19 protein-coding genes are annotated in these 25,695 nt (G+C 66.6%); 15 read left to right on the forward strand and 4 right to left on the reverse strand.

The window, feature by feature from the left end; genetic code table 11:
- Nucleotides 1-7: 7 nt before the first annotated feature.
- Nucleotides 8-469, reverse strand: a complete 462-nt coding sequence (locus ACQ1RG_RS11450; RefSeq protein ID WP_430600137.1) for a LapA family protein — start codon at nt 467-469, stop codon at nt 8-10.
- A gap of 92 nt (nt 470-561) precedes the next feature.
- Complete coding sequence (locus ACQ1RG_RS11455; protein ID WP_144587864.1) at nt 562-2,790, reverse strand: NADP-dependent isocitrate dehydrogenase; 2,229 nt, start codon at nt 2,788-2,790, stop codon at nt 562-564.
- A gap of 367 nt (nt 2,791-3,157) precedes the next feature.
- Between ACQ1RG_RS11455 and ACQ1RG_RS11460 the strand changes: the two genes are divergently transcribed.
- The 5 genes from ACQ1RG_RS11460 to ACQ1RG_RS11480 all read left to right on the forward strand — a co-directional run bounded on the left by ACQ1RG_RS11460 (nt 3,158) and on the right by ACQ1RG_RS11480 (nt 8,387).
- The gene (locus ACQ1RG_RS11460; RefSeq protein ID WP_197932415.1) at nt 3,158-3,790 is read left to right on the forward strand and encodes a thymidine kinase; all 633 of its coding nucleotides are present in this window, start codon (nt 3,158-3,160) and stop codon (nt 3,788-3,790) included.
- Between the two features lie 112 nt (nt 3,791-3,902).
- Entirely contained in the window at nt 3,903-4,676 is a 774-nt protein-coding gene (locus ACQ1RG_RS11465) for an alpha/beta fold hydrolase (protein ID WP_009375150.1), read from the forward strand.
- Between the two features lie 286 nt (nt 4,677-4,962).
- A complete protein-coding gene (locus tag ACQ1RG_RS11470) occupies nt 4,963-6,621 on the forward strand; it encodes an SLC13 family permease (protein ID WP_081590947.1) in 1,659 nt (552 codons plus the stop codon).
- A 45-nt stretch (nt 6,622-6,666) separates the two neighbouring features.
- Nucleotides 6,667-7,737, forward strand: a complete 1,071-nt coding sequence (locus ACQ1RG_RS11475) for an NADH:flavin oxidoreductase/NADH oxidase (RefSeq protein ID WP_430600138.1) — start codon at nt 6,667-6,669, stop codon at nt 7,735-7,737.
- Complete coding sequence (locus ACQ1RG_RS11480) at nt 7,731-8,387, forward strand: MBL fold metallo-hydrolase (protein ID WP_009375155.1); 657 nt, start codon at nt 7,731-7,733, stop codon at nt 8,385-8,387. Before ACQ1RG_RS11475 ends, ACQ1RG_RS11480 begins: the two co-directional genes overlap by 7 nt.
- Before the next feature lie 48 nt (nt 8,388-8,435).
- On the opposite strand, the gene ACQ1RG_RS11485 is transcribed toward ACQ1RG_RS11480, so the two are convergent.
- Entirely contained in the window at nt 8,436-9,017 is a 582-nt protein-coding gene (locus ACQ1RG_RS11485) for a hypothetical protein (protein WP_009375157.1), read from the reverse strand.
- A 246-nt stretch (nt 9,018-9,263) separates the two neighbouring features.
- Here ACQ1RG_RS11485 and ACQ1RG_RS11490 point away from each other — a divergent pair, with 246 nt between their 5' ends.
- The 7 genes from ACQ1RG_RS11490 (at nt 9,264) to ACQ1RG_RS11520 (ending at nt 20,939) form a co-directional block, all read left to right on the forward strand.
- A complete protein-coding gene (locus ACQ1RG_RS11490; protein ID WP_193338607.1) occupies nt 9,264-11,072 on the forward strand; it encodes an ABC transporter family substrate-binding protein in 1,809 nt (602 codons plus the stop codon).
- A 102-nt stretch (nt 11,073-11,174) separates the two neighbouring features.
- A complete protein-coding gene (locus tag ACQ1RG_RS11495; RefSeq protein WP_280559723.1) occupies nt 11,175-12,719 on the forward strand; it encodes an ABC transporter permease in 1,545 nt (514 codons plus the stop codon).
- Entirely contained in the window at nt 12,716-13,747 is a 1,032-nt protein-coding gene (locus tag ACQ1RG_RS11500; protein ID WP_063250950.1) for an ABC transporter permease, read from the forward strand. Before ACQ1RG_RS11495 ends, ACQ1RG_RS11500 begins: the two co-directional genes overlap by 4 nt.
- Nucleotides 13,747-15,639 (forward strand): ABC transporter ATP-binding protein, encoded by a 1,893-nt coding sequence (locus tag ACQ1RG_RS11505; RefSeq protein WP_009375165.1) that lies wholly within the window; start codon nt 13,747-13,749, stop codon nt 15,637-15,639. The genes ACQ1RG_RS11500 and ACQ1RG_RS11505 overlap by 1 nt, the downstream gene beginning before the upstream one ends.
- A gap of 243 nt (nt 15,640-15,882) precedes the next feature.
- Complete coding sequence (typA, locus tag ACQ1RG_RS11510) at nt 15,883-17,793, forward strand: translational GTPase TypA (RefSeq protein ID WP_009375166.1); 1,911 nt, start codon at nt 15,883-15,885, stop codon at nt 17,791-17,793.
- On the forward strand, nt 17,790-19,127 hold the full coding sequence (locus tag ACQ1RG_RS11515) for a PIG-L family deacetylase (RefSeq protein WP_009375168.1): 1,338 nt from the start codon (nt 17,790-17,792) through the stop codon (nt 19,125-19,127). Before typA ends, ACQ1RG_RS11515 begins: the two co-directional genes overlap by 4 nt.
- Before the next feature lie 63 nt (nt 19,128-19,190).
- Nucleotides 19,191-20,939: a VanW family protein gene (locus ACQ1RG_RS11520; protein ID WP_232252575.1), complete on the forward strand. Its 1,749-nt coding sequence runs from the start codon at nt 19,191-19,193 to the stop codon at nt 20,937-20,939.
- 19 nt (nt 20,940-20,958) lie between these two features.
- On the opposite strand, the gene ACQ1RG_RS11525 is transcribed toward ACQ1RG_RS11520, so the two are convergent.
- On the reverse strand, nt 20,959-22,032 hold the full coding sequence (locus ACQ1RG_RS11525; RefSeq protein WP_009375172.1) for a GNAT family N-acetyltransferase: 1,074 nt from the start codon (nt 22,030-22,032) through the stop codon (nt 20,959-20,961).
- Between the two features lie 172 nt (nt 22,033-22,204).
- Between ACQ1RG_RS11525 and fdxA the strand changes: the two genes are divergently transcribed.
- The 3 genes from fdxA (at nt 22,205) to ACQ1RG_RS11540 (ending at nt 25,285) form a co-directional block, all read left to right on the forward strand.
- Entirely contained in the window at nt 22,205-22,525 is a 321-nt protein-coding gene (gene fdxA, locus ACQ1RG_RS11530; protein ID WP_009375174.1) for a ferredoxin, read from the forward strand.
- Between the two features lie 4 nt (nt 22,526-22,529).
- The gene (dapC, locus tag ACQ1RG_RS11535) at nt 22,530-23,642 is read left to right on the forward strand and encodes a succinyldiaminopimelate transaminase (RefSeq protein ID WP_313450972.1); all 1,113 of its coding nucleotides are present in this window, start codon (nt 22,530-22,532) and stop codon (nt 23,640-23,642) included.
- A gap of 359 nt (nt 23,643-24,001) precedes the next feature.
- Nucleotides 24,002-25,285, forward strand: a complete 1,284-nt coding sequence (locus tag ACQ1RG_RS11540; protein ID WP_009375179.1) for a citrate synthase — start codon at nt 24,002-24,004, stop codon at nt 25,283-25,285.
- Nucleotides 25,286-25,695: the final 410 nt, after the last annotated feature.

A 25,695-nucleotide genomic window follows, 5' to 3' on the forward strand; every position in this document is an offset into this window, starting at 1 on the left:
GGGCGGTTCAGCGGCCTGACCTCTCGATCTTCTTCAGGCGGCGGCTGAGCACGAAGATCCGCACCGAGCCGATGATGCCTGCCACGAAGATGCCGCCGATCGCGGCGAAGAGCATCGCGACGCCGAGCGGAAGCTGGAACTGCCAGCCGAAGTACTGGAAGTCGGCGGGCACGTTGTTCTGGAGGATGAAGATGAGCAGGAGGACGACGATGGCCGCGCCGAGGATGAGCGAGATCCACATGCCCGCGGACATACCTCCGCGCTGCTCCTTGGTGCCCGAGGTGCCCGTCGGCGACTGCCGGACAGGGCTCTGACCGGCAGGCGTCTCCTGCGTCGGCGCCTGTCCGTTCGGCACCTGGCCGGCCGGCGACTGCTCGGTCGGCGACTGGGACTGGCCGAGCAGGGCATCGGTCTCGGCGAGCAGCTCTTCGGGCGTCTGGGAGCGTCCACGCGGGTCTTGAGAACTCATGGGCCCATCATAGATGCTGATGGGCCCATGAGTCAGTGGTGCGACGCGAGTCGGTGGTGCGACGCGAGTCGCCGGTGTGCTGTGGTCTCGCGTCAGACCTTCTCGCTCAGCGTCGCGACGATCCGGTTGAGGGTCTCGGACGGACGCATCGCTGCTTCGGTCTTCGCATCGTCGGGGTTGTAGTACCCGCCGAGGTCGACAGGCGAGCCCTGGACGGCGAGCAGCTCGGAGGCGATCGTCTCGGCGTTCTCCTCGAGTTCGGCTGCGACCGGGGCGATCGCGGCGGCGAGCTCGGCGTCCTCGGTCTGTTTCGCCAGCTCCTGCGCCCAATAGAGGGCGAGGTAGAAGTGGCTGCCACGGTTGTCGATCTCGCCGACCTTGCGCGAGGGCGATTTGTTCTCCTCGAGGAAGCGTCCCGTCGCGGCGTCGAGGGTGTCGGCGAGCACGCCGGCGCGGGCATTGCCGTGGACGTTGAACTCGTGCCGGAACGACTCAGCGAGGGCGAGGAACTCACCGAGCGAGTCCCACCGCAGGTGGTTCTCCTCGACGAGCTGCTGGACGTGCTTGGGTGCGGAACCGCCCGCACCCGTCTCGAAGAGTCCGCCGCCGGCGATGAGCGGGACGACGGAGAGCATCTTCGCCGAGGTGCCGAGCTCGAGGATCGGGAAGAGGTCCGTGTTGTAGTCGCGCAGGACGTTGCCGGTCACGGAGATCGTGTCCTTGCCCTCACGGATCCGGTCGATCGAGAACTGGGTCGCATCGACGGGGTTGAGGATCCGGATGTCGAGGCCCTCGGTGTCGTGATCGCCGAGGTACTCCTCGACCTTCGCCTTGAGGTTGCGGTCATGCGCGCGGGTCTCATCGAGCCAGAACACGGCGGGGGTGTTCGACAGGCGGGCCCGGGTGACGGCGAGCTTGACCCAGTCGCGGACGGGGATGTCCTTCGTCTGGCACGCGCGCCAGATGTCACCGGGGGCCACCTCGGTGCTCATGAGGACATCACCGGCGGAGTTGCGGACCTCGACGACGCCGGCCTGCTCGATCTCGAAGGTCTTGTCGTGGCTGCCGTACTCCTCGGCCTTCTGGGCCATGAGGCCGACGTTGGGGACGGTGCCCATCGTCGTCGGGTCGTACGCGCCGTTGGCACGGCAGTCGTCGATGACGGTCTGGTAGATCCCGGCGTAGGAGGAGTCGGGGATGACGGCCAGCGTGTCCTGGGTCTGGTCGTCCTTGTCCCACATCTTCCCGCCCACGCGGATCATCGCCGGCATCGAGGCGTCGACGATGACGTCGGAGGGCACGTGGAGGTTGGTGATGCCCTTCGCGGAGTTGACCATGGCGAGTGCCGGACCCTCGGCGAGACCCTTCTCGATGCCTGCGCGGACACCCTCGGCCACCTCGGCGGGCAGCTCATCGAGGCCGGCGAGGATCGCGGCGAGGCCGTTGTCGGGGGTGAGCCCCGCCTCGGCGAGGGCGTCGCCGTACTCGGCGAAGACTTCGGGGAAGAACGCCTCGATGACGTGGCCGAAGAGGATGGGGTCGGAGACCTTCATCATCGTCGCCTTGAGGTGGACGGAGAAGAGGATCCCCTCGTCCTTGGCGCGCTGGATCTGCGCGCGGAGGAATTCGTCGAGGGCGGCGACGTTCATCTTCGTCGCATCGACGACCTCGCCGGCGAGCACGGGCAGGGAGTCCTTGAGGACGACCTCGTCGCCGGATTCGGGGACGAGCACGATGCTCAGCGTGTCATCGGCGTCCATGACGACGGACTGCTCGTTCGCGCGGAAGTCGTCGGCACTCATCGTCGCGACGTTCGTCTTCGAGTTCGGCGACCATTCGCCCATCGAGTGCGGGTGCTTCTTCGCGTAGTTCTTCACGGCCTCGGGTGCGCGGCGGTCGGAGTTGCCCTCGCGCAGCACCGGGTTGACGGCCGAACCCTTGACCTTGTCGTAGCGGGCCCTGACGTCCTTGTCCTCGTCCGTCTCGGGCTCCTCCGGGTAGTCGGGGAGGTCGTAGCCCTGGGACTGCAGCTCGGCGATCGTGGCCTTGAGCTGGGGGACGGAGGCGGAGATGTTGGGGAGCTTGATGATGTTCGCTGCCGGGGTCTTGGCGAGCTCGCCGAGCTCGGTCAGCGCGTCGGCGACCTGCTGGTCGGCGGGGAGACGATCGGCGAACTGGGCGAGCACACGGCCGGCCAGGGAGATGTCCCGGGTCTCGACGTCGACGCCCGCCGAGGTGGCGAAGGCTTCGATGATCGGCTTGAGTGAGTACGTCGCCAGCAGCGGCGCTTCATCGGTGCGCGTGTAAATGATTTTGGCCATGGTGATGGACTGCTCCGAATCGTCGTGGGGTTTGACCTCACCATCCTACCGTTTGGTCTCTTCGCCCCGTGCGGTCGTTCCGCCGAGGCGCTCGCGCCTGTGAGCGCGGTGACTCGCCCTCTCGCCGAGGTGGTCGGAGGCGTACGTGCGATCGTGTGGTCCCAGCCCGGCTGGGCCCCCTCGCCGAGGCGGTCGGGCCCGCAGTGCGATCGCGGCCTCCCGCCGGGGTGCGTGCGCGGCGGCGACGGTAGAGTGTCGTCGGCACGCACGCGCGGGACCGCGCGGCAGCACGCAGGAATACGGCAACACGCAGGAATACAGCACGCCGGGACTTGCGCGGCAGCAGACTCGACAGATGGGGGACCAGGTGGCCAAACTCTACTTCCGCTACGGGGCGATGAACTCGGGCAAGTCGACGGCGCTCCTCCAGGCCGCCTTCAACTACGAGGAGCGCGGCCAGCGGGTGCTCCTGGCCAAACCTGACATCGACACGAAGGGCGCCGACGAGATCGTCTCCCGCCTCGGCGTCACCCGCGCCGTCGACTTCCTCATCCCCGCAGGCGCCGATGTCGAGCTCATCTACCGCGAGCACGCCGACTACGTCGACCACGACGCCCTCATCGAATCGATCGACGCACCCAAGGCCCCGGTCGCGTGCCTCCTCATCGACGAGGCACAGTTCCTCGAACCCGGGCAGGTCGACTCGCTCATGCGCATCGCCACCGACGCCTCGGTGCCGGTGATGTGCTACGGCATCCGCACCGACTTCCGCACCCGGGCCTTCCCCGGCTCGGCGCGCCTGCTCGAGATCGCCCACACGCTCGAAGAGCTCAAGACGATCTGCCGCTGCGGGAGGAAGGCGATGTTCAACGGCCGCCTCGTCGACGGGCGGTTCATCTTCGACGGCGATCAGGTCGCCATCGACGGCAACGCCGTGACCTATGAATCGCTGTGTCCGCGCTGTTATCTGCGCTATTCCGACGGTAGGCTGTTGGCGTGACCGGCGCTCCGGCGCGATCCCGTTGACCTGCGAGTTCACCTGCGACGAGCGTCGACGCTCCAGAGAGGACTGTCGACGACCGCTGATCCCGACCCGACGATGAGGAGCCCTCATGCGCATCGCCCTGCACGCCTTCAACGACAACCCCGGATCTCCTGTCCTCGTCTTCGGCGATGCCCTCGGCACGCGCGTCTCGCTGTGGGCGGCCGTGGCCTCGCGCCTCGTCGATGACCACCAGATCTACCTCTCCGACCTGCCCGGACACACGTTCCCGGTGTCGAAGGAGGAGCTGAGCACCGACTTCACGATCTCCGACCTCGCCGCCGGCCTCGTTCAATCGCTCGAGGACCACGGCGTCGAGTCCTTCACGTACTGCGGTGCCTCGATCTCCGGCGGGATCGGTCTCACCCTCGCCCTCGAACACCCGCAGAAGCTCACCGGTCTCATCGCGTGTTCGACGGCGACGAAGTTCGGCACCGATGTCTCCTGGGCCGAACGGATCACCGAGGTCGAGAACGACGGCACGCAGTCCCTGCTGCCCGACACCGCCGACCGCTGGTTCGCCGCGGGCTTCCTCGAGGAGGACATCGCGACGGGGCCGGCAACGCTCACCGACCTCGCGACCATCGACGACGCCGCCTACATCGCCTGCTGCCGTGCGCTCGCGCTCTACGACCTCACCGGCAAGCTCGGCGCGATCACGACGCCGACGCTCTTCCTCGCCGGCTCGCAGGACCCCGGTTGTACGCCCGAGGCGATGGGGGAGATGCGCGACGCCGTCGACGGCTCGGAGCTCGCGGTCGTCCCCGACTCCGCGCATCTGCTCATGGCCGAGCACCCCGAGATCGTCGCCGATCGCATCCACTCATTCCTCGCCTCCCGCTAGGGGCGACGGCTCAGCGTCCTGAGCGGGGCGAGTACGCCGCCCGATAGAGCAGAGACGTCGTCGAGAGGGCAAAGACGTCGTCGAGTGAGCGACGGCCCCGCCGATAGGGCGGCGACCCCGACCGCGACGGCCCCGCTCGTGGCGTCGGCCGGGCCTCACACCGACAGCCTCATCCCCGCCCGAGCATGATCCCGCGCGTCACCCCCGGTTGCTACGATGACAGGGACAGCTGTAGTCCAGCCGGCTCGCCGAGGAGCTCACCGTGAACGAGAACCAGACCACGCCGATGTCGACCGAGATCGCGGAGAAGTCACCGGGAGAGCGGGCCCCGGGGTTCCCGCTCAAGACCGTGCGGATCCGGTGGACCGGCTTCTTCCTCGGCCTCATCCTCTCCACGCTCGTCTACGCGATCATGCCCGACTCGGTCGCCCACGACGCGAGGCTCACCGCCGGGGTCGCCGTCCTCATGGCCGTGTGGTGGATGACCGAGGCCCTGCCGATCCCGGCGACCTCACTCGTCCCCCTCGTCGCCTTCCCCGTCTTCGGCTCCGAGATCGAGATGGCCGACGTCGGCGCCTCCTACGGCAACCCGATCATCTTCCTCTTCCTCGGCGGATTCCTCATCGCCCTGTCGATGCAGCGGTGGAACCTCCACCGGCGCATCGCGCTCTTCACCCTCAGCCTCATGGGCAACAGGCCCGGCCCGATGATCGCGGGGTTCATGATCGCCACCGGGTTCATGTCGATGTGGGTCTCGAACACGGCGACGGCCGTGATGATGCTGCCGATCGGCATCTCCGTGCTCATGATCGTCGCCAAGGTCGTCGGATCTGCGATCACCCCCGCCGAGGCGACCGACCGGTCCGACTCGAAACGGTCGTCAGCGACAACCGAGGGTTCGGCTCCCGACGCCGGCACTGGTGCTGACACTGGCACTGGCGCTGACACTGCCTCCGGCGCCGATTCGGGCCCCGACTCCGAGGTGGGCCTCGGCCACGTCGTGAAGTCGAACTTCGGCACCGCGCTCATGCTCGGCATCGCCTACGCCGCCTCGATCGGATCGCTCGGCACGATCATCGGCACCCCGCCGAACACGTTCCTCGTCGCCTACCTCAAGGACAACCACGACATCTCGATCGGCTTCGGACAGTGGATGCTCGTCGGCGTCCCCCTGGCCGTGGTGATGATGGCGATCGCATGGTTCCTCCTCGTCAAGGTCCTCTTCAAGCCCGAGATCGACGAGATCCCCGGCGGCCGCGAACTCATCCGCGAGGAGCTGGCCAAGCTCGGCCCGATGTCGACGGGCGAGAAGCTCGTCCTCGGCATGTTCGTCCTCGCCGCGGTCAGCTGGATCACGATCCCGCTCATCTTCGAGGACCCGCCCATCAGCGATGAGGGCATCGCCATGGTCATCGGCCTCCTCCTCTTCCTCATCCCCGGAGGGGCGAACCGCGGCGTCCGCCTCCTCGACTGGGAGACCGCGGAGAAGCTGCCGTGGGGCGTCCTCCTCCTCTTCGGCGGTGGTCTCGCCCTCTCCGCACAGTTCTCCTCCTCGGGACTGACCGAATGGATCGGCGAGGCCTCCGCCGGCCTCGGGGTCCTGCCGCCCATCCTCATCGTCGCCGTCTTCGCTGCGATTATCCTCTTCCTCACGGAGCTGACGTCGAACACGGCGACGGCCGCGACGTTCATCCCCGTCGTCGGCGGAGTCGCGCTCGGCCTCCAGCTCGACCCGCTGCTCCTCACGATCCCCGTCGCGCTCGCGGCGACCTGTGCGTTCATGCTGCCGGTGGCCACCCCGCCCAACGCCGTCGCCTACGGGTCGGGGTACGTGACGATCGGGCAGATGGTCAAGGGCGGCATCTGGCTCAACCTCGTGGGCATCGTCCTCATCACCGCGACGGTCTTCCTCCTCGCCGTTCCCGTCTTCGGCATCATGATGTGACGCTTCATGAGGTGAGACGAGCATCTTTCAGGCAGACTTGTGACCATGGCTGAACTCTTCACCCCGATGACGCTGCGCGGACTGACGATCGAGAACCGGATCTGGCTCGCTCCCATGTGCCAGTACTCGTGCGAGGCCGAGGACGGCATGCCCGGCAGCTGGCACCTCGTCCATCTCGGAGCGCGCGCGACCGGCGGATTCGGGCTCATCCTCACCGAAGCCTCGGCGGTCGTTCCCGAGGGCAGGATCTCCCCGCAGGACGCCGGGATCTGGAGCGACGACCACGCCGCGGCGTGGACGCCCGTCGTCGACTTCGTCCACTCGCAGGGGACCCCGATCGGCATGCAGCTCGCCCACGCCGGACGCAAGGCGAGCACCTACCGGCCCTTCGACGGCAACCCGCGCGGCACCGTTCCCGAGTCGGAGGGCGGATGGCAGCCGGTGGGCGCGAGCCCGATCGCCTACCCCGGGTACACCGAGCCGACGGAGATGACGGAGGACGACATCGCCGAGGTGGTCGCCGCCTTCACTGCGGCCGCGAAGCGCGCCATCGGGGCCGGCTTCGACCTCGTCGAACTCCATGCCGCCCACGGCTACCTCCTCCATTCGTTCCTCTCCCCGCTGTCGAACCAGCGCACCGACCGCTACGGCGGTGATCTCGAGGGACGGTCCCGTCTGCTCCTCGAGACCTACGATGCCGTGCGCGCGGCCGTCGGTGAGGATGTTCCCGTCTTCGTCCGGCTCTCGGCGAGCGAATGGACCCAAGGGGGATTCGACATCGCCGAGGCGGTCGAGGTCTCCCGTGCCCTCGACGCCCGCGGGGTCGACGTCATCGACGTGTCCTCGGGCGGAAACGTTCCCGTGAAGGTCCCCGTGGGACCCGGCTATCAGGTGCCGCTGTCGGCGGCGATCAGGGACGCGGGCGCGACGACGGCGACCGTCGGCCTCATCACCGAACCCGGTCAGGCGGAGACGATCCTCGCATCAGGCCAGGCCGATGCGATCCTGCTCGCCCGTGTGGCCCTGCGCGAACCTGCGTGGCCGCAGCGGGCGGCCCATGAACTCGGCGAAGAGCCGGGGCCGTATCCACCGCAGTATGTGAGGGGCAGATGGTGAACACGATCGAGACAGAGCACGTCGTCGTCCGTTGGATCTCCGTGTCGGAGATGGAGAACAACGTCTATCTCATCACGGCGAAGGAGACGGGGGCTCAGGTCCTCATCGACGCCGCCGACGACATCGACGCGATCGAGGAGCTGCTTGGTGCCGGAGCCGAGGACACGAGCGCGACACCGGTCCTGCAGGCGATCATCACGACGCATCGCCACTGGGACCACATCCGCGCCTTGCCGGCGGCAGCGAAGAGGCACCCGGATGCGATGACGATCGCCGGGGCCGCCGATGCCGCGGCGATCGCCGAGGCCAAAGGGGTGGAGATCGCGCACACCGTCGAGCACCTCGACGTCGGTGACTTCGGCGGGTTCGTCCTCCAGGCAATCGCCCTGTGCGGACACACGCCGGGATCGATCGCCCTGCTGCTGCGCGACGGGGGAGAGACGATCCTCTTCTCCGGGGATTCGCTCTTCCCCGGCGGACCCGGCAAGACGTGGTCGCCGGAGGACTTCACCTCGCTCATGGACGACCTCGAGGAGCGGGTCTTCGACCAGCTGCCCGATGACACGCAGGTGCTGCCGGGACACGGCGCGCCGACGACTCTCGGTGCCGAGCGCGGTCAGTTGGGGGAGTGGCGCGAACGCGGCTGGTGACCGGAACCTGATCGTCAGTACTCCCCGGCACCCGATCTCAGGGCAGGGTCACCAGCGCGGCACGGCCATGAAGCCGAGGATCGCCCAGACGATCGCGACGGCCAGCGCTGCGATCACCGGCACATTCCACACCTGGGTGATCGTGCGCTCTCCGCGAGGGTTGGCCAGCTGCGCCTCGTTCAGGCGCGCATGGTGGTCGAGGACGGTGTCGACCGCGGGACTCGGCTCGTCGACGAGTCGGCGGATCCCGTGGGCGTCCTTCTCCATCTTCTTGCCCCGACCCGCGAGCGGCCACGATGAATAGCTCTTCTCGTGTGTGCGCACGCTCAGTCCGAAATGGGTGTCGAAGCCGTCGACGAGGTTCCACGGCACAGTGATCGTGGTGAGCGGGTTGACGAGGACGATCTCCTGCGGTCGCAGTTCGACCCGGGGGTGCCGGTAGAGCGCCCAGACGCCGACGAAGAGCAGCACCGGGATCCCTGCGACGGCGAGGCCGCGAAGGGTGAAGTCGCCGACAACGATCGAGCCGATGCCGATCGCCGCGACGGCCGCTACGAGGACGAAGAGGACGGTCGATCCCGTCGTTCTCACGATTCGGGTCTCGTCGGGTCCGATCTCACTGTTTGCCATCCGAACATCCTATCCACTGAGACCCGAGGGTCGATCACTGTGGCCTGGGTCTCGAAACGGTAACGATTCGAGATATGGCTCACATTGTGGACTCAGTCACAGTGACGTGTGAATTAACTTTGAGGCAATCCATGCAGAAGCATGAACGAGGTCACATTCCCGATAGCGGGCCGTGTGACCGCAGCGCATCCCGAATCCGGGAGGCGAGCACGTGGGCGCGAGCCCAGAGAACAACAAGGAGAGAACGTGAACAAGCGCTTCCTCGCAGCCGGTGCCTCAGTTGCCGCAGCAGCAATGGTGCTTTCTGCCTGCACCCCTCCCGGTGGTGGCAATGACGATCAGGCCTCGGAGAACTCGATCCTCAACATCGGGTGGAACGAGTCCTTCCGTTCGATGAACACGATGACGGCCAACGGCAACGCGGTCTCGAACGCCATTCTCACCTACATGATGAATGACAACTTCAAGTACTACGACGAGAATCTGGAGTTGCAGGACGGCTCACTCGGCTCGGTCGAGCGGGTCTCCGAGGATCCGCTCAAGGTCAAGTACACGTTCAACGACAACGCGAAGTGGTCGGACGGCACGCCGGTCGACGCCGCGGACCTCGCTCTCACCTGGGCGGGCACCTCGGCGAACTTCAACACGGTCGACTCGAACAACAACGACGACGGCACCGTCAAGGAGAACGACGAGAGCACCGTCTACTTCGACTCCTCGTCGATCGGCCCCGCTCTCATCAAGGACTTCCCCGAGGTCTCCGAAGACGGCAAGGAGATCACCTTCGAGTACTCCAAGCCCTTCGCCGACTGGGAGCTCACCTTCGGCGTCGGCGCCGACGGCGTCGGCGTGCCGGCGCACATCGTCGCGAAGAAGGCGCTGGGAGAGGAAGACCCTGCCGCGGGCAAGCAGGCCATCCTCGACGCGATCAAGAACAAGGACACAGCAGCCCTGTCGAAGATCTCGAATGTCTGGAACACCGGCTTCGACTTCACCTCGATGCCCGACGACGAGGACCTCCTCGTCCACAACGGCCCGTACAAGATCACGGACTTCCAGGAGGGCCAGTACATCACGGTCCAGAAGGACGAGAACTACTCGGGTCCCGTCAAGCCCAAGGTCGACACCATCACGGTGCGCTACAACGGCGACCCGATGGCGATGGTGCAGGCGGTCGAGAACGGCGAGGTCGACATGACCCAGCCGCAGGCGACCGCTGACGTCCTCTCCGCCGCCGAGGGCATCGACGGCGTCACGGTCGACGCCGCTGACGGTGCGACCTACGAGCACGTCGACTTCACCTTCGACAACAACGGTCCGTTCGATCCGAAGTCCTACGGCGGCGACGAGGAGAAGGCGAAGAAGGTCCGGCAGGCCTTCCTCAAGACGGTTCCCCGCGCGGAGATCGTCGACAAGATTATCAAGCCGCTCAACGAGAACGCCGTGGTGCGCGATTCCTTCACCCAGGTGCCCGGTTCGCCGATGTACGACGGCATCGTCAACGGCAACGGGATGAAGGCCGACTACTCGGACGTCAACACCGACGAGGCGAAGAAGCTCCTCGACGAGGTCGGCGGCGAGATCAAGCCCGTGCGCATCATGTACGACAACACGAACTCGCGTCGTCAGCAGGAGTTCCAGCTCATCAAGGAATCGGCTGAGAAGGCCGGCTTCACAATCGAAGACGTCGGCGACGTCAACTGGGGCACCCGCCTCGGCGACGGCACGTACGATCTCTCGCTCTTCGGCTGGCAGTCCGAGGACACCGGAATCACCTCGAGCGATGCGAACTACCGGACCGGTGCGCAGAACAACTACGGCGGGTACTCGAACGAGAAGGTCGACAAGATCCTCGACGAGATGCTCACCGCTGACGAAGCGAACGCCGAGAAGCTCTCGATCGATCTGGAGAAGCAGCTCACCGACGACGCCTTCGGTGCTCCGATCTTCCAGTTCCCGGAGCTGACGATCTACAACGACAGCGTCAAGAACGTGAAGTCGACGTCCGTGTCGCCGACGATGTTCTGGAACTACTGGGAGTGGGAGAAGAACTGATTCGCATCTGATGCGATCGGCTTCTCACCTTCTCAGCTGCTGTGGGGATCACATCAGTGATCCCCACAGTGGCGTGCTCGCACAGACGGAATCGGACACACCATGATCAAGTTCATTCTCAGACGTCTCCTGTCGACGGTCATCGTTCTGCTCGTCGTCACGTTCGTCCTCTATCTCCTGCTCAACGTCGCCCTCGACTTCTTCTGGGACCTGCGCTCGAGCACCTCCCCGAACATCGAAGCACTCTATGAGTCCCGTATCAGGCTCCTCGATCTCGAGACACCCGCGGTCGTCCGCTACTTCAAGTGGCTCGCCGGTGCCAGCGGATGCCTCATCGGCCAGTGCGACCTCGGCATCGCGTGGAAGAGCGGTCAGGAAGTCACCTACCTGCTCCAGGGCGCGATCATCAACACGATCAAGCTCATCACGGCCTCGACGATCGTCGCCATCATCCTCGGCATCGCCGTCGGCATGATCTCGGCCATCCGCCAGTACTCGGGCTTCGACTACTTCATCACCTTCGTCTCGTTCCTCCTCTACTCGCTGCCCGTCTTCTGGGTCGCGGTTCTGCTCAAGCAGTACGGGGCGATCGAGATCAACAACTTCATCAATGATCCGACACTGGACAGCTGGTGGCCGATCATCATCTTCTGCCTCGCGATGGGCCTGTTCTGGATGGGCGCACTCGGCGGGGGCAAGAAGCGGCGGATCATCACCTTCGCCGCCGCGACGCTCGTCACCTTCGGCACGATCTACTACATCCTCGCGAGCGGGTGGCTGCAGCAGCCGACCATCGGAGTCGTCGGCGTCGTCGTCATCGGCGTCGGTGCGGCGATCGTCATGACGTTCCTCTCGACGGGTTTGAAGAACAAGCGCGTCCTCTACGCCACACTCACGTGCGCCGTCATCGGAGCCCTCATCTACATGCCGCTCCAGTACCTCTTCTACTACCAGGAGATGAACTGGCTGTGGATGTTCGGCCTACTCGTCGTCGCCATCGGCGTGGCCATCGGCGTCGGCCTTGCCTTCCGCGGACCCGACCCGTGGGACACCGCGCGAACGACGGTCTTCACGACGCTCATCATCGCCGTGACGATCTTCGCCGACCGTGTGCTCCAGGGGTGGTCGGAGTACTCGAGCAGTCCCGCGATCAACAATCGCCCGATCGCGACGATCGGCGCCTCGGCTCCCAACGTCGACGGCGATTTCTGGATCACGAACCTCGACTCGTTCACCCACCTCCTCCTGCCGTCGATCGCCCTCGTCCTCATCTCGTTCGCGTCGTACACCCGCTACACCCGCGGGTCGATGCTCGAGGTCATGGGCCAGGACTACATCCGTACGGCGCGGGCCAAGGGGCTCAACGAGCGCACCGTGATCATGCGCCATGCGCTGCGCAATGCGCTGCTGCCGCTCGCCTCGATCATCCCCGTCGACGTCATCACGATGATCGGCGGTGCGGTGATCACGGAGACGATCTTCGGCTGGAACGGCATGGGCAAGCTCTTCATCGACTCGATGAGGCAGTCCGAGCTCGACCCGATCATGGCCTACATCCTCATCACGGGCATCCTCGCCATCATCGCCAACCTGGTCGCGGACTTCCTCTACGCCGTCCTCGACCCGAGAATCCGAGTGAACGCATGAGCATCGACGACAAAGAACAGAGCCCGATCGCGACCGACAGCGTCGGTGAGAACGCGATCGAATCCAAAGAGACCGAGGGACTGTCCCAAGGCAAGATCGTCTTCCGGAAGTTCCTCCGGCACAAAGGTGCGATGGTCGGACTCATCGTCCTCTTCCTCGTCACCGTCTTCGCCTACTCGGCCCAGGGCATCGGCCCGATCCCCGGCTGGTGGATCTTCAACCACACAGCCTCCGGTCCGATCGTCAATCCGGGCGGCGCTCCGACATGGACGCTGCAGAACATCTTCTCTCCGGGAGAGCACCCCTTCGGTCAGGATGAGATCGGCCGGGACAACTTCGCCCGGGTGATGAAGGGCACCCAGATCTCGATCATGGTCATGCTCATCATCGGCATCGTCGCGCTCATCATCGGCACGATCGTCGGCGCGCTGGCCGGCTACTACCGCGGCTGGGTCGACTCGATCCTTATGCGCGTCACCGACGGCTTCATCATCCTCCCCGTCATCGTCGTCGGCGCCATCCTCGGCAAGCTCGTCTCGGGCACCGGCGGCGCGATGCTCGGACTCGTCCTCGGAGCGATCCTCTGGACCGGCCTGGCCCGACTCGTCCGCGGTGACTTCCTCTCCCTGCGCGAGCGCGAATTCGTCGACTCCGCCCGAGTCGCGGGCGCGAGCGACTTCCGGATCATGTTCAAGCACATGCTTCCGAACGCGATGGGCGTCATCATCGTCAACACGACTCTGCTGATGAGCCAGGCGATCGTCCTCGAGGCCTCGCTGAGCTTCCTCGGCTTCGGCATCGCGCCGCCGGACATCTCCCTCGGGCAGCTCATCAGTGAGTACCAGACCTCGTTCGCCACCCGTCCGTGGCTGTTCTGGTGGCCCGGTCTCTTCATCATCGTCATCGCTCTGTGCGTGAATTTCATCGGCGACGGTCTTCGCGACGCGTTCGACCCGCGGATGAAGACGATCCCGAGCTGGCGGAAGATGAAGAAGGCCGAGCGCATGGCGAAGAAGGGGGACAAGTGATGACCGAGCAGAACACGACTGAGTCGACCACCGGTGCGAAGTCACCGATCCTCGACGTCAAGGACCTCGGAGTCCACTTCTGGGTGAGCGACGAATGGTGGATGGCAGCCGAGGGACTCACGTACACGGTGAATGCGGGCGAAGTGCTCGCGATCGTCGGTGAGTCCGGTTCCGGCAAATCGCAGTCGAGCATGTCCCTGCTCGGTCTGCTGCCGAGCAACGGCCGGGCCACCGGCTCGGCGAAGCTCGGCGACAAGGAGCTCATCGGGATGCCGCAGGAGCGGATGCAGCACATCCGCGGCAACGACATCTCGGTGATCTTCCAGGAGCCGATGACCGCGCTCAACCCGGTCTACACGGCGGGCTTCCAGATCATGGAGACCCTCCGCGTCCACCTCGACATGGGTCCGAAGGAGGCGAAGGAACGGGCTCTCGAGCTCATGCGCCTCGTCGAGATCCCGGAGCCGGAGGAGCGGTACAACTCGTTCCCCCACCAGCTCTCGGGCGGTCAGCGTCAGCGCATCATGATCGCGCAGGCGCTCGCGTGCCAGCCGAAGCTGCTCATCGCCGACGAGCCGACCACGGCACTCGACGTCACGGTGCAGGCGGAGATCCTCAAGCTCATGCGCGAGCTGAAGTCGAAGCTCGATGCCGGCATCATCCTCATCACGCACGACATGGGCGTGGTCGCGGACATGGCCGACCGCATCATCGTCATGCGCTCGGGCAAGGTCGTCGAGTCGGGGACGGCGGATGAGATCTTCTACAACCCGCAGCACCCGTACACGAAGCAGCTCCTCGAAGCCGTGCCCCACCTCGGCACCGAGATCGAAGGGCAGGCGTTCGGTACGGATCTCCACGACGTCGAGGAGGCCATCCACGAACTCGAGGAGACCTTCGCGGACGAGTCCGGGGGCGACGACCTCGGCGCCGGATCGGTGGCCGACAACGATGCCGAGGCCACTGCCGTGTCGACAGGGGAGGCTTCGCATCCTCACATAGAGATGGATTCGACGGAGACCTACTACCATCCTGGGTCGCAGGCGGACTTCTCGCAGCCCTCGGCACTCCAGCTGCGGGATGCGGCGATCGAGTACCCCGCGGTCGGGCGGAAGAAGGCGTTCCGCGCCGCTCACCACATCAACCTCATGATCGCTCCCGGTGAGGTCGTCGGCCTCGTCGGCGAGTCGGGATCGGGCAAGACGACGATCGGCCGCGCGGCCCTCGGCCTCCTGCCCACCGTCGAAGGCGACATGGTCGTCAACGGCAAGAGCATCAAGGGGCTGACCAACAAGCAGATGCGGCCGCTGCGCAAGGAGGTGGGGATCGTGTTCCAGGACCCCGGCTCCTCGCTCAACCCGCGCCTGCCCATCGGCGAGTCGATCGGCGAACCCCTCTACCTCCACGAGGGGATGAAGGGTCCGGCGCTCAACAAGCGCGTCGAGGAGCTCCTCCACGCGGTCGAGCTGCCGACGTCGATGCGCAACCGCTACCCGCACGAGCTCTCGGGCGGTCAGCGTCAGCGCATCGGCATCGCCCGTGCGCTCAGCCTGCGGCCGAAGCTGCTCATCGCCGATGAGCCGACCTCGGCGCTCGACGTCTCCGTCCAGGCGAAGGTCCTCGACCTCTTCGAGAGCCTCCAGGCGCTCTACGGGTTTGCGTGCCTCTTCATCAGCCACGATCTCGCTGTCGTCGAGCGCATCGCCTCCCGCATCGCCGTCATGCGGCACGGGTACCTCGTCGAGATCGGGCAGGCCTCGCAGGTCGTGGCCAACCCGGTCCATCCCTACACGCAGCGCCTGCTCTCCGCGGTTCCGGTTCCGGATCCCAAGGAGCAGCGCAAGCGCCGGGAGGCCCGCGACGCCGTGCTCGAGGCGACGATGAACGCCTGAGCAGGACCGCCTCGGCGTCGGTGCCGGGGATGGCAGTCTCCGCGAGGCGGATCCGGTTCGATCTCAGCTCTGATGTCGAACCGGATCCGCCTCGCTGGCGTCCGAGGGCTGACACGGGAGGGCCGACACCGGCGGGCCGGCACCGGAGGAGCCCGAAACCACCTGTGAATCGGGCGACCTGCGCGGTGCGTATAATTGTGTGTTGGGTCCGGTCCGGACCACCCTCCCTACCTAAGGCTATTGATGACTGAAGCTCCCACGCGCCGGGACAACCGCCGCAACGTGGCGATCGTCGCCCACGTCGACCACGGTAAGACCACCCTCGTCGACGCCATGCTCCGGCAGACCGGTGTCTTCAACGAGCACGGTGACTTCGCCGAGCGCGTGATGGACTCCGGCGACCTCGAGCGGGAGAAGGGGATCACGATCCTCGCGAAGAACACCTCGGTGCTCTACAACGGACCCTCCGCCGGTGACGAGCCCATCGTCATCAACGTCATCGACACCCCGGGCCACGCCGACTTCGGCGGTGAGGTCGAACGCGGACTGTCCATGGTCGACGGCGTCGTCCTCCTCGTCGACGCCTCCGAGGGCCCGCTGCCCCAGACCCGCTTCGTCCTCCGCAAGGCTCTCGCGGCGAAGCTGCCGGTCATCCTCGTCATCAACAAGACCGACCGGGCTGACGCCCGCATCGACGGTGTCGTCGAGGACTCGCAGGACCTGCTCCTCGGCCTCGCCTCCGACCTCGCCGACGAGGTCCCCGACCTCGACGTCGACGCCGTCCTCGACGTCCCCGTCGTCTTCGCCGCCGCGAAGGTCGGAGCGGCCTCGCTCGACCAGCCCGCCGACGGCGAGGTCCCGGACAACCCGGACCTCGAGCCGCTGTTCAAGACGATCATCGAGACCATCCCGGCCCCGGAGATCAACGCCGACGGCGTCCTCCAGGCGCACGTGACGAACCTCGACGCTTCGCCGTTCCTCGGCCGTCTCGCCCTCCTGCGGATCTTCGGCGGCACCCTGAAGAAGGGCCAGCAGGTCGCGTGGGCCCGCGGTGACGAGATCAGCTCCGTGAAGATCACCGAGCTCCTCGAGACGCAGGGACTCGACCGGGTTCCCGCCACCGAGGCGTCGGCCGGTGACATCGTCGCCGTTGCGGGCATCCCCGACATCATGATCGGCGACACCCTCACCGACATCGACAACCCGAAGCCGATGCCGGCGATCGTCATCGACGATCCGGCGATCTCGATGACCATCGGCATCAACACCTCGCCGCTGGCCGGTCGTGAGAAGGGCACGAAGGTCACCGCCCGCATGGTCAAGGACCGCCTCGACGCCGAACTCGTCGGCAACGTCTCCCTCAAGGTCCTGCCCACCGAGCGTCCCGACGCCTGGGAGGTCCAGGGGCGCGGTGAGCTCGCGCTCGCGATCCTCGTCGAGCAGATGCGCCGTGAGGGCTTCGAGCTCACCGTCGGCAAGCCCCAGGTCGTGACCAAGCAGGTCGACGGCCAGACCCAGGAGCCCTTCGAGGACCTGACGATCGACGTGCCGGAGGACTACCTCGGCGCCGTCACCCAGCTCATGGCCAGCCGCAAGGGCGTCATGTCGACGATGACGAACCACGGCACCGGCTGGGTGCGGATGGAATTCACCGTCCCCGCCCGCGGCCTCATCGGCTTCCGCACCCGGTTCCTCACCGAGACCCGCGGCACCGGCATCGCCAACTCGATCTCCGCCGGCTACGGACCGTGGGCCGGCCACATCGAGTTCCGGACCAACGGCTCGCTCGTGGCCGACCGCGCCGGAGCCGTCACCCCGTACGCGATGATCAACCTCCAGGAGCGCGGTTCCTTCTTCGTCGAACCGACCTCCGAGGTCTACGAGGGCCAGATCGTCGGCGAGAACTCCCGGGCCGATGACATGGACGTCAACATCACGAAGGAGAAGAAGCTGACGAACATGCGCTCAGCCTCCGCGGACTCCTTCGAGAACCTCGTGCCCCCGCGCAAGCTCACGCTCGAGGAGAGCCTCGAATTCGCCCGTGAGGACGAATGCGTCGAGGTCACCCCGTCCGCCGTGCGCATCCGCAAGGTCGAACTCGACCAGAAGGAGCGCGCGAAGATCTACGCGAAGCTGCGTCGTCAGAACGCATGATCACGCCGCGGATCCTCTTCGTCCACGCCCACCCCGATGACGAGACCATCGCCACGGGAGGCACGATCGCAGCCCTGACCGCCGAAGGCGACCAGGTCACCGTGCTCACCGCCACCCGCGGTGAGGGCGGAGAGGTCATCCCGCCGGAGATGAAGGCCCTCGAGGGCGACCGGGCCGGGCTCGCGTCCGTGCGGGAGTCCGAGATCGCCGAGGCGATGCGGTCCCTCGGCGTCACCGACCACCGGTTCCTCGGCACTCGCCGAGGCGGTGCGGTGACCCTGCCCGAGCGTCGTTTCGAGGACTCGGGGATGGAATGGGGGCCCGAGGGCCACGCCGTGCCGGCAGCGTCGATGCCCGCAGGCGCCCTGTGCGCGGCGTCGACCGACGAGGTCGCCGACTACATCGCCGCCGTCATCGACGAGGTCCGCCCGCACGTGGTCATCACGTACTCGGCCAACGGCGGCTACGGCCACCCCGACCACGTCCGCGTCCACGACGCGACCGTCGCGGCCGTCGAGAAGGCGACCTGGCGGCCCGGTCGGCTGCTCTTCGTCGAGATCCCCGCCGAGGTGGCCAGGGCGTCCTTCGATCCGCGCCAGTCCGGATTCTCCGAGACCGGGTTCGCCCAGGCGCAGACGATTCCGACGATGGCGCCGGTCGGCGAGATCGTCGTCGCCCAGAACGTCGCAGGCGTCCGCGATGCCCGCCGGAGGGCGTTGGCCGCGCACCGCACGCAGGTGAGCCTCAGCGGTGACTTCATGGCCCTGTCCAACGGCATCGGCACGAAGCCCGCCGACCACGAGTACTACTCCCTCGGCGCCGGCGCCCCGTTCCCCGCGGAGACCCAGAGCTCGGGACTCGCCTCGCACGTCCTCGCCGGCCTCGACCTCGATGCTCTCGAGGACGCGAACGCGGCCGGAGCCCCCCGGCGTCGCCGCGAGCCGAAGAAGCCCGGTGTCTTCGCCTTCATCCATGCGGGACTCCTCGGCCTCCTCATCGGCCTCCTCGGGGGATTCCAGCATCTCAACGTCTCGGTCGTCCGCCTCGGCGAGACCCCCGCGATCGTGCCCTGGGGACTCGGACTCGGACTGCTGCTCGCCCTGTGCGGCCTCTGGCACCTCAAATCGATGTACCGGTCCACCGCACCGATGCTCGTCGCCGCGATCGTCATCGCCGTCGTCTCCTACATCCTCGGCCAGCCGGAGTGGCTGCCGGGATCCGACATCGTCGTCACCGGCACCCTGCGGTCGGTGGTGTGGCTGCTCGGCCCCATGGTCATCGCGGCCGTCCTCGCCTTCGTCCCCGTCCGCAGCCGGGCGCAGAGATCCCTCTAGGACTCCGCTCCCGGACAGAGCCTTCCCCGACCAGACTCAGATCCCCTCGATAGACTTGGAAGAATGATGTCCACCCAGACCCTCGCAGGCAGCGCGCCTGATCCCTCGGCCGGCACCTCGGCGGGCAGGCGCAAGCGACCCTGGATCATCGCGCTCCTCATCCTCGTCGGGCTCGCCGTCGTCTACCTCGCGATCGGCTTCTTCAGCGGCCGGGTCGTCGCCCCCGGCACGACCGTGGCCGGCGTCGACATCGGCTCGCAGAGCGCAGCCGATGCGAAGTCGACCCTTGAGGACGCCCTCGGGGAGAAGGCGAAGCAGGAGATCGAGCTCAGCGCCAAGGAGGCCACGGCGACGATCGATCCGGTGAAGTCGGGACTGGCACTCGACGTCGACGGCACCGTCGCCCAGGTCACCGGGTTCACACTCAACCCTGCCATCCTCGCCGACCGGCTCTTCGGCGACAATGAGGTCTCACCCGTCCTCGCTGTCGACGACGCGACCTTCGACAAGAGCGCCGAGGCGGCCGCGAAGGGACTCGAGGTCGAACCCGTCGATGCGGAGCTGAGCTACGACAAGACGACGCCTGCGGTCAAGGACGCCGTGACCGGGCAGAGCGTGAGCGTGGAGAACATCCGCTCCGCCGTCGCCGCACAGTGGCTGGTCAAGGACAATCCGCTGCCCGTCGTCGTCGACGAGGTCGAACCCGACATCACGACCGCTGAAGCCAAGGACGTCGCCGACGGCTTCGCCGCCGATGCGGTCAAGGCCGACGTCACCGTCAAGGCCGTACCCGGCAAGGACGCCGACTCCGACGTCAAGGGCGGGGACCTGACGATCTCGCCGACGACGATCGCGAAGACCCTGAGCTTCGAGGCGAAGGACTCGAAGCTCGTGCCGAAGTTCGACGCCGAGAAGCTGCAGAAGCGGGCACTCGACGAGAACGAGGAGATCGGACGTCCCGCCAAGGACGCGACCTTCAAGGTCGTCGACGGCAAGCCGCAGGTCGTCGACTCCGAACCCGGCATCGGCATCAAGCCCGACGACCTCTCGAAGGCCGTGACCGATGCGATCAACGGCGACACCGCAGCCGCCGAGGTGACCCTGGCCTCCGTCGAACCGGAGTTCACGACCGAGGACGCGAAGAAGGTCGACGTCTCGCAGACCGTCTCGGAGTTCTCCACCCCGTACAAGTCCGATCCCAACCGCGACAACAACCTCCGCGTCGCCTCGAAAGAGGTCTCGGGCACGGTCCTTCAGCCCGGCGAGCAGTTCTCCCTCAATGAGACGCTCGGCCCGCGGACCGCGGCCAACGGCTACAAGCCCGCAGGCGTCATCTCCGAAGGGCAGATGAAGGAGGACTTCGGCGGAGGAGTCTCGCAGGTGTCGACGACCCTGTTCAACGCCGCGTTCTTCGCCGGCTTCGAACTCAACGAGCATCAGGCGCATTCGCGCTACATCTCCCGCTACCCGGAGGGCCGGGAGACGACGCTCGACTACACCTCGATCGACCTCAAGTTCACGAACAACCAGAAGACCCCCGTCGTCCTCGACATGTACCTCTCGGGCGGAAAGGTCTACGCGAAGGTCTACGGAGTCAAGTACTACGACGTCGAAGCCGACTCTTCGGGCCGGTACGCCTTCACCTCGCCGGCGACGGTGACCGAGTCCGGTCCGTCGTGCACCCCGCAGTCACCGCGCGAGGGCTGGTCGATCAAGATCACGCGGACGATGAAGGAGATCGCGACCGGACGGGAGACGAAGGACTCCTTCGTCACGACCTACCGACCGGTCAACAAGGTCGAGTGCAAGTAGCTCTGCTGCACGGACAGGCTCAGGCCTGCTTCGCGTACCAGCACCGGTGGCGCACGCTCGCGCCCAGCGACGTGAAGAGCCCGAGCGACGCCTCGTTGGCCGCTTCGACGTCGACGAGGTAGGAGCGGACTCCGCGCTGGGCGAGCAGGGCTGCGGCAGCCCGTGCGACCGAGCGTCCGGCTCCGCGCCGACGCAGGTCGGGGCGGGTGACGAGGTTGGTGATGACGCCCCACTTGCTCCGTTCGACGACTCGGCACGTCGCGACCATCGTCCGCGAGCCGTCGGGATGCTGAGCCCACGCGGTGACGAACTGGCATGGGTCATCGGTCTCGATGAGCGCCCGGAAGGCGTCGATCGAACCGGGGTCGCGCTCACTCGTCCAGGCAGCGAAGTGGAGGTCACTCGGCGTCTCGGTGACGTCGATGGACAAACCGGGGGCGGCCGCCTCGGCGGGGGCACCGGCACCGGCGGCCGCCTCGGCGGTGGCACCGGTGAGGAGGTACACGGTCTCTGACGGGGAGTATCCCCGCTCGGACAGGAGCGGCCCGAGACCCTCGCACTCCGGGGCCAGGGTCGTCGAATCGTCGGCCGAGTAGATCTGGACGACCGCGGGCCGCTCGCGGGCGGCGTACCACGCCTCGACCGCGTCGAGCGTCTCGGACCAGCCCAGCCCGGACTCGGTCACGGGCAGGGCGCTGTTGGCGCGGCGGGTGGTCGATTCGGAGCTGCGCAGGAGCCAGCCCTTCTGGAGCAGCCCCACCTCGGCGGGGGAATCGCTCGACTCGTTGCGGAGATTGTCCGCGTGGAGCCACGAGACGTCGGACGGCAGCCACGCCGCCGCGGAGATGCGACGGAGGTCGACTGCGGAGACGATCTCATGGGTGCGACCCGACCGGGTCGGGGCCGGCGGGACCTCGTGGACGAGGAGGATGAGGCCGCGCTCGATCCGCACGGGACCGCGCTTCGTGTCGATGACGACGCCGGACTCGTCGACGGAGCTGACGACACCGAGGGCATCGGAGGTCGCATGCGTGTCACCCGGGGTGAGCGCATAGCGCACCACCACTCGTCTGCCTGGCGAGAGCTCGTCCACACCGCTCCTTCCGATTCCGCTGTCCCAGACCACATTAGAGCAGGTGGGCTCGGCCGCGGGGGAGGCGTGACCAATGCAACGAGGATCACGTGTCACGGTGGGAGACTGGGGACGCGTTCAAGGCGTATGGTGGAGATCATAGATCAGCTGAGTCTCCCGAGGAGCACAACCCGTGACGTACATCATCGCCCAGCCCTGCGTCGACGTGAAGGACAAGGCCTGCATCGACGAGTGTCCGGTCGACTGCATCTACGAGGGGGAGCGGAGCCTCTACATCCACCCCGACGAGTGCGTCGACTGCGGTGCCTGTGAGCCGGTGTGCCCCGTCGAGGCCATCTACTACGAGGACGACGTCCCCGAGGAGTGGTCGGAGTACTACAAGGCCAACGTCGAGTTCTTCGACGACATCGGCTCCCCGGGCGGCGCTGCGAAGCTCGGCAACACCGGCAAGGACCACGCGATCATCTCCGTCCTCCCGCCGCAGAACGGCTGAGGCGGTGGCGCCTCGCCTCGGGCTCGACCTGCCCGACTACCCCTGGGACAAGCTCACCGAGTATCGGGCCCGCGCCGCCGAGCATCCCGGCGGGGTCTGCGACCTCTCGATCGGCACCCCCGTCGATCCGACGCCCGCAGTCATCGAGGACGCGCTGGCCGCGGCGAGCGACGCCCACGGATATCCGACGACCGCCGGGACCGATGAGCTGCGTGCCGCGATCGCCGGGTGGTATGCGACGTGGCACGGGGTGAGCGTCGACCCGGCCGCCGAGGTGCTGCCGACCATCGGGTCGAAGGAGTTCGTCGCGTGGCTGCCCACCCTCCTCGGCCTGCGGCAGGCCGGACTGTCCGTGGCCTGCCCGCACGCCGCGTACCCCACGTACGAGATGGGGGCGAGGATCGCCGGGGTCGACTGTGTGCGCCTCGACGCCTCCGAGATCGTCGCCGGCGCTCCGCTGACGGGCATCGGCCTGCTCTGGCTCAACACTCCCGGCAACCCGACCGGCGCGGTCCAGGATTCCGAGACGCTGGCCGAGGTGGTCCGCCGTGCCCGTGAGGCCGGAGTCGTCGTCGCCTCCGACGAGTGCTACGGCCTGCTCAACTGGACCTCCGACGAGCCTGCTCCGAGCATCCTCTCGGTCACCGACGGCGACCACTCCGGGGTGCTCAGCGTCTACTCGATGTCGAAGCAGTCGAACCTCGCAGGCTACCGTGCCGCCTTCGTCGCCGGCGACGCAGCGCTCATCGACGATCTCACTCGGACGCGCAAGCACGCGGGGATGATCGTCCCGGCACCGATCCAGGCGGCGATGATCGCCGGGCTCACCGACACAGCACACGTCCTCGAGCAGAAGGAGCGCTACCGCGCCCGCCGGGATCGGCTGCGCCCGGCACTCGAGTCCTACGGATTCCGCATCGACCACTCGGAGGCCGGACTCTACCTCTGGGCGACCGCCGGTGTCGACTGCTGGGAGTCGATCGGGGCACTCGCCGATCTCGGCATCATCGCCGGACCCGGGGCCTTCTACGGGGACGCGGCAGCGCAGCACGTGCGCATCGCCCTCACCGCCACCGACGAGCGGATCGCCGCGGCTGCGGACCGGCTCCTCGCCTGAGGCGCGCCGTCTCGGGCAGGCGATTGCTCAGCAGTATTTGGTGCCTGCGGCTCGGTTGAGGCGCGTGCCCCGGGTGGAGAAGCTGCCATCGTCACGGGCAAGGACACCTGTCGCCCCACCTCGGCGGGGAATGATCCCGATCGGGATCGGGACTGGTCTGAGAGGGATGCGCCCAGGTGCATAGGAGTGGTGCGGAATTCGTCACACCCGCATCGGATCCCTGAGCCCGACACTTGTTACTGAGCAGTACAGACAGGGCGCAGTGATTTTTCGATTCCCCCGCAAGTGGGTAGTCTTTGAGGGAACTGTGCAAGACGCCTCAGGAAGTTCTTGAGGTGGGTCGACGGTGAGGAGAACATATGCCGACCGAAGCGAATCTCAGGATTGCCGAGACGGATCTGGCACTGCCAGAAGTGCCCGCGACAGCAGGCAACGACGGATATCGCATCGGCTCCCTGCTCAAAGACACCGGAGCCGTGACCTACGATCCGGGATTCGCCAACACCGCGTCCACCTCGTCGTCCATCACCTACATCGACGGTGATGCCGGGGTGCTGCAGTATCGGGGCTACCCGATCGAACAGCTGGCAGAGAAGTCGAACTTCGTCGAAGTCTGCTACCTCCTCATCCACGGTGAGCTGCCCACTCAGGAGCAGTACGACGCCTTCGATGCGCGTCTGCGCAAGCACACCATCGTCCACGAGGATCTGCGTCGGTTCTTCCGGGCGTTCCCCTACGATGCGCATCCGATGCCCATGGTTGCAGCTGCGGTCGCCGCTTTGTCGACTTTCTACCAAGATGACCTCGATGTCTTTGACGAGGACCAGATCGACACCTCGTCGTTCCGGCTGCTCGCGAAGATGCCGACGATCGCCGCTCTCGCGCACCGGAAGAACATGGGCCTTCCCGTCATCCACCCGGACAACTCGCGCAGCCTCGTGGAGAACTTCCTCCGCGTGAACTTCGGCGTCCCCGCTGAGCCGTACGAGCCGGACCCGCTCGCGGTCAAGGCGATGGACCAGCTCTTCATCCTCCACGCCGATCACGAGCAGAACTGCTCGACGGCGACCGTGCGTCTCGTCGGGTCGTCGCAGGCGAACCTCTTCCAGTCGATCTCCGCCGGCGTGAACGCGCTTGCGGGACCGCTGCACGGCGGCGCGAACTCGGCGGTGCTCGAGATGCTCCAGACGATCGCGGCCTCCGACGACGGTCCGAAGAAGTTCATGGAGCGCGTGAAGAACAAGGAAGAGGGCGTGCGCCTCATGGGCTTCGGCCACCGGGTGTACAAGAACTACGACCCGCGCGCGAAGATCATCAAGAAGACCGCCGACGAGGTCCTCGCCCGCTCCGGCGGCGACCCGCTGCTCGAGCTCGCCGTCCAGCTCGAGGAGATCGCGCTGGCCGACGACTACTTCGTCGAGCGCAAGCTCTACCCCAACGTCGACTTCTACACCGGCCTCATCTACAAGGCGCTCGGCTTCCCGACGAACATGTTCACCGTGCTCTTCGCCGTCGGGCGCCTCCCGGGCTGGATCGCCCAGTGGCGCGAGATGATCAAGGACCCGGAGACGCGCATCGGCCGTCCGCGCCAGGTCTACACCGGCGACGTGTCCCGCGACTACACGGACATCACCGACCGCTGAGCGAAGCTCCGGCGATCGCTGAGCTTGAACGGCGGCGGCGACCGCTGAGCTTGGCGAGCACCGTCGACCACTGAGCGTCTCCATCCCGAGCGGCCCTCCGGGCGTTCGGCCACCCTGCGAACGGTGGCTGAGCACCCGGAGGGCTGCTCGCGTATTCAGCAGTTGCACGCCGCACCTCGGGCAGCAATTCGCGCCCGCAGCGTTATACCCGCGGCGTAACTCGCTGAATCGGACCGTTGGCCGCAAATCATCCCCGTGCAACTGGAGGTTTTGTCGCTGCGGGGGTGGGATGCAGAATGCGCTCGCCGAGGCGGTGGTGCGTCTGTATGCCGATCATCGTCTCCAGTGGGTCCACGGTGAGGTAGGTGTCGTGTGAACATCCGATTAGGGGCGCAGGGTCGATGGTCGGA

The sequence above is a fragment of the Brevibacterium sp. K72 genome (assembly GCF_050562175.1).
Classification (GTDB): domain Bacteria; phylum Actinomycetota; class Actinomycetes; order Actinomycetales; family Brevibacteriaceae; genus Brevibacterium; species Brevibacterium casei.